Origin of the sequence: Variovorax paradoxus (assembly GCF_030815975.1) — a bacterium.
Taxonomy (GTDB): domain Bacteria; phylum Pseudomonadota; class Gammaproteobacteria; order Burkholderiales; family Burkholderiaceae_C; genus Variovorax; species Variovorax paradoxus_N.
The window spans coordinates 910,930-923,556 of sequence record NZ_JAUSXL010000002.1; the positions used below are offsets into that span (position 1 = coordinate 910,930).

Below are 12,627 nucleotides of genomic sequence, written 5' to 3' on the forward strand. Positions count from 1 at the left end.
GCAAGAAGAACGGCGCAGACCGTCAGCCTGGAGACAAGACATGATGTTGAAGCAACGATTCGCCATCGGGCGCCGCGCCCTCACGGGAACCACCCTGGCGGCCCTCGGCCTTGCCATCGCGCCCTGGGCCGCCGCCCAGGAGCCGTGGCCGGCCAAGCCGATCAGCCTGATCGTGCCCTTCCCTTCCGGCGGCACCACCGACGTGCTGGCCCGCGCGCTCGCCGATGCGCTCTCCAAGAGCCTGGGCCAGCCGGTGATCGTCGAAAGCAAGCCGGGCGCCGGCGCCACGCTGGGCGCCGACTATGTCGCGAAGGCCAGGCCCGATGGCTACACGCTGCTGATGGGCGCGGTGCACCACACCATCGCCACCAGCGTCTACAAGAAACTGCCCTACGACTTCCAGAAAGACTTCGCGCCCATCACCACGGTGGCGATGGTGCCGAACGTGCTCGTGGTCAATGCTGTGCTCACGCCGGCCAAGTCGGTCGCCGAGCTGGTCGCGCTCGCCAAGTCGTCGTCCAAGGAACTGGCCTACGGCTCCAACGGCAACGGCACCGCGCAGCACCTGATCGGCACCCAATTCCAGGCCAGCACCGGCGTCAAGCTGCTGCACGTGCCGTACAAGGGCAGCGGTCCGCTCACCACCGACCTGCTGGGCGGGCAGGTGGACATGTCCTTCGACACCATCACGCCCGTGTTGCAGCACATCAAGGGCGGAAAGCTGCGCGCGCTGGCCGTCACCACCGCGAAGCGCTCCGCCGTGCTGCCCGAGGTGCCGACACTCGAGGAGGCCGGGCTCAAGGGCTTCGACATCGGAACCTGGTTCGGCGTGCTGGCGCCGGCGGGAACGCCGAAGGACATCACCTCGAAGCTCCACACCGAGATGACGAGGATCATCAGGTCGCCGGAGTTCGCCGAGCGGATGCGCGCGATCGGCGCCGACCCCATCGGCGACAGCTCCGCCGAGATGGCGGCCCGCATCCGCGAGGAGACGGCGAAGTTCGCGAGGCTGGTCAAGGAAGGCAAGGTCGCGGTCGAGTAGGCGCGGCCCCGTCGATGCGGCGGCAGCAGAACGGACCATGGCTGGCTTATCGCTTCCTGTGCAACAGCTCCAGGAAATGTTTTGCGGGAAGGCTCAGCGGCCGGTCGCTGCGAACAATGCTGCCGTAGGTGGAGAGCTTGTGCCGGATCGAGTACTGCACGATGCTCAGCACCCCGTGCTCGGCGTCGCGCTGCGCGACCGTTGCCGGAATCACGCCGACCATCCGCGACTTGCGGATCAGGTTGATGGTCGTGAGTATCGAGCCGGTTTCGATCAGGCCGGGCGGCATCACCGCGTGGTGAACCTGGAACTCGCGTTCGATCACGTCGCGCATGGGGCTGTGCGCAGGCTGCAGGATCCATGTGTATTCCAGCAGGTCGGCAAAGGCCACGCGTGACTGCCCGGCCAGCGGATGGTCGTTGCCGACGACCACCGCCAAGGACTCGTCGCCAATGGCGCTGAAGGTGCAGGCCGCCGCCTGGGGGCCGACGGGGCGTCCCACCACCACCTCGAGCACGCCTTCGTGCAGTTGGGCGAGCAGCTTGTCGCTGGTGTCCACCGCAATCTCGATGGCCAGCAAGGGATGCGCTGCCTTGAGCTCGGTGAGCGCATCGGTCAGCCGGCCGGGCGAGGCCGCCATGATGCTGCCGAGCGAGAACTTGCCCACGCTGCCGAGCTGGAACTCGTGCAGCTCGCGGTTGAGCGCCTCCATGCTGCCGCGGATACCCCTGAAGTAACCCATCACGCGCTCGCCCGCGGCATTGAGCTGCAGTCCGCGGCCGACGCGCTCGAACATCGGCTGGCCCAGCGCGCTCTCGAGCTCATGGAGCATCTTGGTGGCGGCCGGCTGCGTCAGGCCGAGCTGGTCGGCCGCGGCGCGCAGGGTGCGCCGTTCTTCCACCGCCAGCATCAGCGCCACCTGCCTCATGCGAACGCGGTTGAGCAGCTGCGGGGTCGAATCCTGCCTGTCGATGGAGCCCACGATTGATTACCTCAGGATATTGATCGATCAAGTTCTTTCAGTTTACGGGAATCAATCGCCTGCCTACGATCGGCGCCAACGATTCCTCGAAACAGACCGGAGACAAGCAGATGAAGAAACTCATGGCGGCCGCGGCCGCCGGGATGCTGGCGCTCGCCGCGAGCGCCGCGCAGGCCCAGGATTGGCCCACCCGCCCGATCAGGATCATGGTCGGCTCCGCGCCCGGCGGCGGGACCGACGCGATGGCCCGCGCGGTGGCCGACCGGCTCGGCCCCTTGCTCAAGCAGCCGGTGGTGGTCGAGAACCGGCCCGGCGCTTCCAACACCCTGGCGGCCGATGCCACGGCCAAGTCGACAGACGGCCACACCATGGTGATGGGCGTGGTCACGGCCCATGCGATTGCGCCGCACCTGCTCAAGCTCAACTACGACGGCAACCGCGACCTGGTGCCGGTGGCCTTCGTCGGCGCCGTACCCAACGTGCTGGTGGTGAGCAACAGCGTGCCGGCCGACTCGGTGCAGGCGCTGGTCAAGCTCGCCAAGCAGGAGCCGGGCAAGCTCAACTACGCCACCAGCGGCTCAGGCAGCACGCAGCACATCGCGGCCGAGATGTTCAAGGACGCGGCGGGCGTCGACATCGCGCACGTGCCCTACAAGGGCAGCGGTCCGGCGCTGGTCGACCTGATCGGCGGCCAGGTGCAGTTGAGCTTCGACACCCTGCCCTCGGTGATCGGCCAGATCAGGAACGGCAAGGTCCGCGCACTCGCGGTGACCACTGCGAAGCGCAACGTGCAACTGCCCAACGTGCCGACCTTGGCCGAGGCCGGCGTGCCCGGCGTCGAGATGAGCGCCTGGTACGGCATCTACATGCCGGCCGGAGCGCCCAGGGCGGTGCAGGACAAGGTGCACGACGCGGTCAATCGGGTGCTCGCGATGCCTGAAACCCAAACCCGACTGCAGGCCATCGGCGCCGAGACCACGCCCATGACCCAGGCGCAGTTCGCGCAGTTCCACGCCGCCGAATACAAGCGTTTCGGCGAGGTCATCAAGAAAAACCATATCCGCCTGGATTGACATGACGAAAACACCTTCTCTTCCCGTTGTCGCGCTCACGCTGGGCGACCCCGCCGGCATCGGCGCCGAACTGATCGCCAGGCTGCTGGCCAAACCCGAGGCCGCCGCGCTGGCCAACATCGTGCTGATCGGCGACCGCTGGCTCTGGGACGAAGGTCAGCGCATCGCCGGCACCTCTGTCGCCACCGACGAGGTGCGCTCGCTGGCCGAAGTGCGCGGCCGCGCCAGCACGGCGCGACCTGCATTCCTCGCCGTGCACAGCATCGATCCCGCGCTGGTGCAGCGCGGCCAGGCCGCAGCACCAGGCGGGCGCTCGGTGCTGCAGGTGCTCGACCGCTGCATGGACGCGACGCTGGCCGGCCAGGTCGACGCGATCTGCTTCGCGCCGCTGAACAAGCACGCCATGAAGATCGGCGGCCTGCAGCACGAGGACGAGCTGCACCATTTCGCGCAGCACCTGGGCGTGAGCGGCTATTTCTGCGAGTTCAATACCCTCGGCGAACTCTGGACCTCGCGCATCTCTTCGCATGTGCCGCTGAAGGACGTGGCCAGCTACCTGAGCGTCGAGCGCATCGAGCAAGCGGCTGAACTGATCTACCGCTCGCTGCTGGCCAACGGCGTGGCGCAGCCGAAGATTGCCGTCGCGGCCTTCAATCCGCACGGCGGCGACGGAGGCCTGTGCGGGCGCGAGGAGATCGACATCGTCATCCCGGCCGTGCAGGGACTGCAGGCGCGTGACTGGCCGACCGAGTCGCCCTTCCACGGCCCCTTCCCCGCCGACACCATCTTCCTGAAGGCGCAGGCGGGCGAGTACCAGGCCATCGTGACCATGTACCACGACCAGGGCCAGATCGCCATCAAGCTGATGGGATTCAGCCGCGGCGTCACGGTGCAGGGCGGGCTGCCAATTCCCATCACCACGCCGGCGCACGGCACGGCCTACGACATCGCGGGCCAGGGCAAGGCCAGTGTCGAAGCCATGTGGCAGGCCTTCCGCATCGCGAGCCGCATGGGGGTTGCGCACCGCCTCGCCAACCACGCATCCGCTTGAACCCCGCCAACTCCAGAGAGACACCATGAAGATCAAATCCGTCCGCGCCCGCGTTTTCGAGTGGAAGGGCAAGACCGTTCCGCCGCAGGGCAATTTCTGCTCCAACGCGATGGACCTGCTGTACGCGCCGCAGGAAACCATGAGCACCTTCCGCTTCCATTCATGGACCGTGGTTGAGATCGAGACCGACGACGGCATCGTGGGCCTGGGCAACGTGGCGCTCGCGCCGACCATCGCCAAGGCGATCATCGACCAGTACCTCGCACCGCTGGTGATCGGCCACGACCCGTGGGACTACGAGTACCTGTGGCAGCGCATGTACCGCGCCACGCACGCCTGGGGCCGCAAGGGCGTAACCATGGCCGCGATCTCGGCGGTCGACCTCGCGATCTGGGACATCCTGGGCAAGTCGGTGAACAAGCCGGTGTTCAAGCTGCTCGGCGGCCGCACCAAGGAAAAGATTCCCTGCTACTACTCCAAGCTCTATCGCACCAACCTGAATGAAATGCAGGCCGAGGCGCAGAAGTTCCTGGACCAGGGTTTCACCGCGTTCAAGATGCGCTTCGGCTACGGCCCGGCGCACCTGCAGAAGGGCGTGGCGGAGAACCTGAAGTCGGTCGAGGCCGTGCGCGAAGTCATCGGCTACGACAACGACCTGATGCTCGAGTGCTACATGGGCTGGAACGTCGAGTACGCCAAGCGCATGCTGCCCAAACTCGAGAAGTTCGAGCCGCGCTGGCTCGAGGAACCGGTGATCGCCGACGACATCGACGGCTATGCCGAGCTGAACCAGCTGACCAGCATTCCGATCTCGGGCGGCGAGCACGAGTTCTCCCTCTACGGCTTCAAGCAGCTGCTGGACCGCAAGGCGGTCTCGGTGGTGCAGTACGACACCAACCGCGTCGGCGGCATCACGGCCGCGCACAAGATCAACGCGCTGTGCGAGGCCTACAGCGTGCCGGTCATTCCGCACGCGGGCCAGATGCACAACTACCACCTGACCATGAGCACGCTGGCCTCGCCGATGGCTGAGTACTTCCCGATGCACGATGTGGAAGTGGGCAACGAGCTGTTCTATTACATCTTCGACGGCGAGCCTGTGGCCGAGAACGGCTTCCTGCAGCTCGACGACAACAAGCCGGGCCTCGGCCTCACGCTCAAGACCGAGCACCTCGAGGACTTCAACATCGTCGAATGACGCTGGCTGCCATGCTGTCCTCGATGTTCCAGCCGAACGCACGCGTGATACGCCTGCATGCCGAAGACGATGTCGTGATCTCGCTCGACCAGCTGGTCTCGGGCACGCACATCGAAAGCGAAGGCATCGCCGTGGCAGGTCTGATACCGCCGGGCCACAAGATGGCCACGCGTGCGATCGAGCCGGGCGCGGCCGTGCGCCGCTACGGGCAGATCATTGGCTTTGCGAGCCAGCCGATCCGTGCGGGACAGCATGTGCATACGCACAACCTCGCGATGGGCGACTTCACGCGCGACCATGCGCATGCGGCCGATGCGCGCCCGACGGCGCGCGCCGCCGAGCCTGCGACCTTCGAAGGCATCGTGCGCGAAGACGGCCGCGTCGCCACGCGCAACTACATCGGCATATTGACCTCGGTGAACTGCTCGGCCACAGTGGCGCGCGCCATTGCCGACCGCTTCCGGCGCGACATCCATCCCGAGATGCTGGCGCCGTTCCCGAACATCGACGGCGTGGTGGCGCTCACGCACGGCGCCGGCTGCGCGGTTGACCCGCAAGGCGAAGGCCTCGCGATCCTGCAGCGCACGCTGGGCGGCTACGCCTGCCATCCCAACTTTGCGGGCGTGCTGGTCATCGGCCTGGGCTGCGAGACCAACCAGGTTTCCACCCTGCTCGCCACGCAAGGCCTGACCGACAGCACCCGCCTGCACAGCTTCACGATCCAGGACACGGGCGGCACCACGCGCACCGTCGCCCGCGGCATCGAGCTGGTCCGGGAGATGCTGCCGCAGGCCAACGCCGTGAAGCGGCAGACTGTGCCCGCGAGCCACCTGGTGGTCGGCCTGCAGTGCGGAGGATCCGACGGCTACTCGGGCATATCGGCCAACCCGGTGCTCGGCGCGGCGGTAGATTTGCTGGTGCAGCATGGCGGCACGGCGATCCTGTCGGAAACGCCGGAAATCTATGGCGCAGAGCACCTGCTGACGCGACGGGCACAAACGCCCGAGATCGGTCGCAAGCTGGTCGAGCGCATCCGCTGGTGGGAAGCCTACTGCGCGCGCAACGGCGCGGCGATGGACAACAACCCTTCGGCCGGCAACAAGGCGGGCGGCCTCACCACCGTGCTCGAGAAGTCGCTGGGCGGCATCGCCAAGGCCGGCTCGACCAACCTGGTGGACGTCTATGAGTATGCGCAGCCGGTGAAGGCCCGCGGCCTGGTGTTCATGGACACGCCCGGCTACGACCCGATCTCCGCCACCGGCCAGGTCGCGGGCGGCGCCAACCTGATCTGCTTCACCACCGGACGCGGCTCGGCCTATGGCTGCGCGCCGTCGCCTTCCTTCAAGCTCGCCACCAACACCGCACTGTGGCAACGGCAATCCGACGACATGGACCTCAACTGCGGCGAGGTGCTCGACGGCACGCAGGGCATCGAGGAACTCGGCGCCCGCCTGTTCCGCATGCTCCTGGCCACCGCCTCGGGCCAACCTTCGCGCAGCGAACTCCATGGCTATGGACAGCAGGAGTTCGTGCCCTGGCAAATCAGCGTGGTCACCTGACGCGCAACTTCTTTCACGACACCATGACAACCACTCGCCCCACCCGCTTTCGCGGCATCTTCCCCGTCGTTCCGACGCCCTTCACCGAAAACGGCGAACTCGATCTCGAAAGCCAGAAGCGCTGCGTCGATTTCATGATCGACGCGGGCTCCGACGGTCTGTGCATTCTGGCCAACTTCTCCGAGCAGTTCCTGCTGTCGGACGAGGAGCGCGAGGTGCTCACGCGCACGGTGCTCGAGCACGTCGCGGGCCGCGTGCCGGTGATCGTCACCACCACGCACTTCAGCACCGCGGTGTGCGCCGAGCGCAGCCGCCGCGCGCAGGCCATGGGCGCCGCCATGCTGATGGTGATGCCGCCCTATCACGGCGCCACCTTCCGCGTGCCCGAGCCGCAGATCCACGATTTCTATGCGCGCCTGTCCGACGCGGTGGACATTCCCATCATGGTTCAGGACGCACCGGCCGCCGGCACTCCGCTCTCGGCCGCGTTCCTCGCAAAGATGGCGCGCGAGATCGAGCATGTCGCGTACTTCAAGATCGAGACGGCCGGTGCCGCATCGAAGCTGCGCGAACTGATCCGCCTGGGCGGCGATGCGGTCGAAGGCCCGTGGGACGGCGAGGAAGCGATCACGCTGATGCCCGACCTCGATGCCGGCGCCACCGGTTCGATGACTGGCGGCGGCTATCCCGACGGCATCCGCCCGATCATCGAGGCGCACCGCGCGGGCGACCGCGACAAGGCCTTTGCGCTCTACCAGCGCTGGCTGCCGCTCATCAACCACGAGAACCGCCAGTCCGGCTTCCTCGCGGCCAAGGCGCTGATGAAGGAAGGCGGCGTGATCGCCTGCGAAGCGCCCCGCCACCCCTGGCCCGCGATGCACCCGGAAACCCGCAAGGGCCTGATCGAGACCGCGCGGCGGCTCGATCCGCTGGTACTGCGCTGGGCACGCTGAACAAAAGACCCTCATGCAAAACTTCGACAACCTGATCGGCGGCGAATGGCGTGCCGGCGCAAGCTACAGCCCCAACGTCAATCCCAGCAACCTGTCCGACGTGCTGGGCCAATACGCGCAGGGCAGCGCCGCCGATGTCGAGGCCGCCGTGGCCGCCGCCACCGCTGCCTTCCCGGCCTGGGCCACCGGCAGCATCCAGGCGCGCTCCGACGCGCTCGACAAGATCGGCACCGAGATCCTCGCGCGCAAGGAAGAGCTCGGCACCCTGCTCGCGCGTGAAGAAGGCAAGACAAAAGCCGAAGGCATCGGCGAGGCCACCCGCTCCGGCCAGATATTCAAGTTCTTCGCCGGCGAATGCCTGCGCCTGGCGGGCGAGCTGCTGCCCTCGGTGCGCCCGAACATCGGCGTGGAAATCACGCGCGAGCCGGTCGGCGTGGTCGGCCTCATCACGCCCTGGAACTTTCCCATCGCGATTCCCGCCTGGAAGATCGCGCCGGCGCTGGCCTTCGGCAACTGCGTGGTCCTCAAGCCCGCCGACCTCGTGCCGGGCTGCGCCTGGGCGCTGTCCGAAATCATCAGCCGCTCGGGCATCCCGGCGGGCGTGTTCAACCTGGTGATGGGCCGCGGCAGTGTGATCGGCGAGGCGCTGGTCAACCACCCCGGCATCCATGCGATCAGCTTCACCGGCTCGGTCGGCGTGGGCCGCAACATCGCGGTGCAGTGCGTCACCAAGCACAAGAAGGTGCAGCTCGAAATGGGCGGCAAGAACCCGCAGGTGATCCTGGACGACGCCGACCTGGCGCAGGCCGTGGAGCTCAGCGTGCAGAGCGCGTTCTACTCCACCGGCCAGCGCTGCACGGCCTCCAGCCGGCTCATCGTGACCGAAGGCATCTACCCGAAGTTCATCGAGGCCATGAAGGCGCGCATGGCCAAGATCAAGGTCGGCGATGCGCTGGCGCAGGGCACAGACGTGGGCCCGGTCTCGTCCAAGTCGCAGCTGGACCAGGACATGGAATACATCGCCATCGGCAAGGGCGAGGGCGCCACGCTGGCGGCCGGCGGCGAGCTGCTGAAGCTGGAGACCGACGGCTACTACATGTCGCCGGCGCTCTTCAGCGAATCGGCGGCGGCCATGCGCATCAACAAGGAAGAGATCTTCGGCCCGGTTGCGAGCGTGATCCGCGTGAAGAACTACGAAGAGGCGCTGGCCACGGCCAACGACACGGAATTCGGCCTCTCGGCCGGCATTGCGACCACGAGCCTGAAGTACGCCACGCACTTCAAGCGCCACAGCCAGGCCGGCATGGTGATGGTGAACCTGCCGACCGCGGGCGTGGACTACCACGTGCCGTTCGGCGGGCGCAAGGGCAGCAGCTACGGGCCGCGCGAGCAGGGCAAGTATGCGCAGGAGTTCTTCACCACGGTGAAGACGGCGTACACCGCTAGGGGCTGAAAGACATGACGCAGCGTTCTGCATGCTTCGTCGCGCTCACGGGCTTGCTGGTCATGCCGGCAGTCGCTCATGCGGCACCGGCGCAGCCATGGGACTGGCTGTTGACGCCGCTCTCCGGTGCCAGCGAACACCACATAGCCGGGCGAATGGTCTGGCATGCACGGCTGATGGTGCTCGGCTGGGGCACTCTCCTGCCACTCGGCGCATTGGCGGCGCGCTTCTTCAAGATCGTGCCCGGGCAGGACTGGCCGCAGCAGCTCGATCACAAGGCGTGGTGGCATGCCCATCGTGTGTTGCAGTACGCCGGCGTGCTGGCCATGACCGCCGGCCTCGTACTCGCGTGGGGGCTCGGCAATAGGCACGGTATCGCGGCACAGGTGCATGCGTGGCTCGGCTGGAGCCTGTGCCTCGCGGGATGGATACAGGTCGCTGGCGGCCTGCTGCGCGGCGGCAAGGGCGGCCCTACCGATGACCAGCTTCGCGGTGACCACTACGACATGACTCGCCGGCGCATCGGCTTCGAGCGCCTGCACAAATCGCTGGGCTGGCTGGCGATCGCCCTGGCGGTGATGACCATTGCTCTCGGGCTCATCGCAGCCGATGCACCGCGCTGGATGGCCGTTGTTCTGGCCCTCTGGTGGAGTGCCTTCGTTGCGGTATTCGTCTGGTTGCAACGCCAGGGCCGCTGTATCGACACCTACCAGGCCATCTGGGGACCGAGCGCCATGCACCCGGGAAACCGGCAGCCCGTCGTGGGCTGGGGCGTGCGCCGCTACACGGCGGCGGCCTGGCGCGCACGCTTCGGCCCGCCCTGACCCTTCCGCCACCAAAAAAACGAACTTCAAGGAGACACGATGTCAGGACTGGAATTGAACAACGTGGTCAAGCGCTTCGGCGAGGTGACCGTAGTGCAGCAGATGGACCTCAGCATCGACGATGGCGAGTTCGTCGTGCTGCTGGGTGAATCGGGCTGCGGGAAGAGCACCACGCTGCGCATGATCGCCGGGCTCGAAGAGGTCAGCGAAGGACACATCACCATCGGCGGGCGCGACGTCACACGCGTGGCGCCGATGGCACGCGACATCGCGATGGTGTTTCAGAACTACGCGCTGTACCCGCACATGGATGTCGGCACGAACATGTCGTTCGCGTTGCGCCTGGCGGGCCGGCCCAAGGCGGAGATCGACGACAAGGTGACGGCAGCCGCCAAGGTGCTGAACATCGGGCACCTGCTCGCGCGCAAGCCCAAGGAACTCTCGGGCGGGCAGCGCCAGCGCGTGGCGATCGGCCGCGCGATCGTGCGGGAGCCCAAGGTCTTCCTGTTCGATGAACCGCTGTCGAACCTGGACGCCAAGCTGCGCGGCCACATGCGCGCCGAGCTCGCGCTACTGCACGAGCGGCTGGGCAAGACCACGGTCTATGTGACGCACGACCAGATCGAGGCGATGACCTTGGCCTCGCGCATCGTGATCTTCGACAAGGGCCGCATCCAGCAGGTGGGCCCGCCGTCGGAAGTGTTCACTCGGCCGGCGAGCCTGTTCGTGGCGGGCTTCATCGGCACGCCGACCATGAATTTCTTCAAGGCCCGCTATGTCGAGGAAGGCGGCCGGCGCCTGTTGCGCGGCGAAGGCTTCGCCTGGCAGCCGCCCGCATGGCTGGCGGCCAATCCGCCCGGCCCCGAGCAGGGCCTGACGCTGGGCCTGCGCCCCGCAGGCGCTGCGCGCCAGCCCGGACGCGGCATGGCTGACCGTCAAGGTGGACGTAGTGGAGTACCTGGGCACCGAAAGCCAGGTCGTCGGCCACATGGCCACGCCGTCGGGCCAGCGCGTGGCAGCAATGCTTCCCGGCGATGCCCACGCGCTGCTGCACCACGACGTGGCCCTCGGCTTCGACAGCGAAGACCTGCACGTTTTCGACAGCGGCAGCGGGCGCTCCTTGCGCCGCTGATTTCGCCCCACCCATCGACAAACAGGGAGACAGTCATGAAGAGAAGAGATTTCGTCAAGAGCAGTGCGGCAACGGTGTTCGGCGCCGGCCTGCCTTTGCGCGGGGCGCTCGCGCAGAGCCGCTATGCCAAATACGCGGGCCAGACCGTGACCTTCGGCATCCCGGCGCATCCGCACTACGACGCGATGCTGAAGGTCCTGCCTGAATTCACCAAGGAGACCGGCATCAAGGTCGACGTGGACAAGCTGGCCATGGGCCGCATGAAGGAAAAGCACCTGCTCGAAATGGCCAAGCCGCAGGGCGACTACGACCTGGTGAGCTACGTGGTGATGTGGAAGGGCGAGTACGTCGCCAAGAACCTCATCCATCCACTGGAGCGCTTCTTCAAGAATCCTGCGCTGGCCGATCCCGCCTACGACCTGAACGACATCGTCCCGATCTACCTGGAAAACCTGGGCATGGTCGGCGGCCCCAAAGGCTACCTCGCAGGTCCCGGCGCCCAGCTCTACGGCCTGCCCTATGGCGCCGAGACCTCGGTGCTGGCCTACCGCCGCGACATCTTTGCCAAGCACAACCTGCAGCCACCGACCAACTACGACGATTTCGCCAGGCTTCTGCGCCTGCTGAAGGACAAGGAAGGCATCGGCGCATTGGCATCGCGCGGACAGGCTGGTCACCAGTGCGTGCATGCCTGGCTGCTGCACCTGAACCCGCTTGGGGGCAGCGTCTTCGACGACGGTTGGAAGGTGCGCTTCAACGACGAAGCGGGCGTCAAGGCACTCAAGTTCCTGCAGGAGGTGGTGGCCACCGGGCCGGCCGGCATCCCGGCCTATGGGCAGGGCGAGAGCAACACGGCCTTCCTGCAAGGCCAGGCCGCGATGTACCTCGATTCCACCTCGCTCGCCGGCCTGGTCAACGACCCGGCCAAATCGAGGATCGCCGGCAAGGTGAGCTGGGCCTTGCACCCGATGGGCGCGAAGCGCGCGTCGCAGTCGGGCGGCCTGGGCCTGGCGATTCCGAGGAACGCGAAGAACGCCGAGGCCGGCTTCCTGCTGATGCAGTGGCTCACCTCCAAGGCGCAGGACAAGGCCTGCACCCGGGCCGGCGGCACTCCGGTGCGCAACTCGACAATGGTCGATGCCGAACTGGTGCGCCAGTACCCGGAGTTCATCACCTTCAGGGAGGCATTGAAGTACTCCAACCCCGACTGGCGGCCGATCATCCCGGTGTGGGACAAGATCAACGTGCAGGCGCTGGGCGTGGGCATCTCCGAGGCGTTGACGGGCAAGAAAACGGCTGAAGCCGCGCTCAATGATCTGGTGGCGCCGGTCACGCAGATCATGCGCGAGGGCGGCTACAAGGTCTGACC

General features: G+C 66.8%; 9 protein-coding genes and 2 pseudogenes. 10 read left to right on the forward strand and 1 reads right to left on the reverse strand.

The window, feature by feature from the left end; genetic code table 11:
• Nucleotides 1-43: 43 nt before the first annotated feature.
• Nucleotides 44-1,042, forward strand: a complete 999-nt coding sequence (locus QFZ47_RS08060; RefSeq protein WP_307658900.1) for a Bug family tripartite tricarboxylate transporter substrate binding protein — start codon at nucleotides 44-46, stop codon at nucleotides 1,040-1,042.
• 46 nt (nucleotides 1,043-1,088) lie between these two features.
• Here QFZ47_RS08060 and QFZ47_RS08065 read toward each other — a convergent pair whose 3' ends face one another.
• Entirely contained in the window at nucleotides 1,089-2,024 is a 936-nt protein-coding gene (locus QFZ47_RS08065; protein WP_307655151.1) for a LysR family transcriptional regulator, read from the reverse strand.
• A gap of 110 nt (nucleotides 2,025-2,134) precedes the next feature.
• Between QFZ47_RS08065 and QFZ47_RS08070 the strand changes: the two genes are divergently transcribed.
• The 9 genes and pseudogenes from QFZ47_RS08070 to QFZ47_RS08110 all read left to right on the forward strand — a co-directional run.
• The gene (locus tag QFZ47_RS08070) at nucleotides 2,135-3,097 is read left to right on the forward strand and encodes a Bug family tripartite tricarboxylate transporter substrate binding protein (protein ID WP_307655152.1); all 963 of its coding nucleotides are present in this window, start codon (nucleotides 2,135-2,137) and stop codon (nucleotides 3,095-3,097) included.
• Between the two features lies 1 nt (nucleotide 3,098).
• Nucleotides 3,099-4,148 (forward strand): 4-hydroxythreonine-4-phosphate dehydrogenase PdxA, encoded by a 1,050-nt coding sequence (locus QFZ47_RS08075; protein WP_307655153.1) that lies wholly within the window; start codon nucleotides 3,099-3,101, stop codon nucleotides 4,146-4,148.
• 25 nt (nucleotides 4,149-4,173) lie between these two features.
• Nucleotides 4,174-5,346, forward strand: a complete 1,173-nt coding sequence (locus QFZ47_RS08080; protein ID WP_307655154.1) for an L-rhamnonate dehydratase — start codon at nucleotides 4,174-4,176, stop codon at nucleotides 5,344-5,346.
• Nucleotides 5,343-6,905 (forward strand): UxaA family hydrolase, encoded by a 1,563-nt coding sequence (locus QFZ47_RS08085; protein ID WP_370880571.1) that lies wholly within the window; start codon nucleotides 5,343-5,345, stop codon nucleotides 6,903-6,905. The genes QFZ47_RS08080 and QFZ47_RS08085 overlap by 4 nt, the downstream gene beginning before the upstream one ends.
• 23 nt (nucleotides 6,906-6,928) lie before the next feature.
• Nucleotides 6,929-7,858: a dihydrodipicolinate synthase family protein gene (locus QFZ47_RS08090; RefSeq protein WP_307655155.1), complete on the forward strand. Its 930-nt coding sequence runs from the start codon at nucleotides 6,929-6,931 to the stop codon at nucleotides 7,856-7,858.
• Nucleotides 7,859-7,871: 13 nt separating this feature from the next.
• Nucleotides 7,872-9,311, forward strand: a complete 1,440-nt coding sequence (locus QFZ47_RS08095) for an aldehyde dehydrogenase family protein (protein WP_307655156.1) — start codon at nucleotides 7,872-7,874, stop codon at nucleotides 9,309-9,311.
• A gap of 5 nt (nucleotides 9,312-9,316) precedes the next feature.
• Nucleotides 9,317-10,126 carry a cytochrome b561 domain-containing protein gene (locus QFZ47_RS08100; RefSeq protein WP_307655157.1) on the forward strand — a complete coding sequence of 270 codons (810 nt, stop codon included), beginning with the start codon at nucleotides 9,317-9,319 and terminating at the stop codon, nucleotides 10,124-10,126.
• Nucleotides 10,127-10,165: 39 nt separating this feature from the next.
• Nucleotides 10,166-11,258: pseudogene (locus QFZ47_RS08105) on the forward strand (ABC transporter ATP-binding protein).
• 194 nt (nucleotides 11,259-11,452) lie between these two features.
• Nucleotides 11,453-12,625, forward strand: a pseudogene (locus QFZ47_RS08110) (extracellular solute-binding protein); the annotation flags it as partial.
• Between the last annotated feature and the right edge of the window lie 2 nt (nucleotides 12,626-12,627).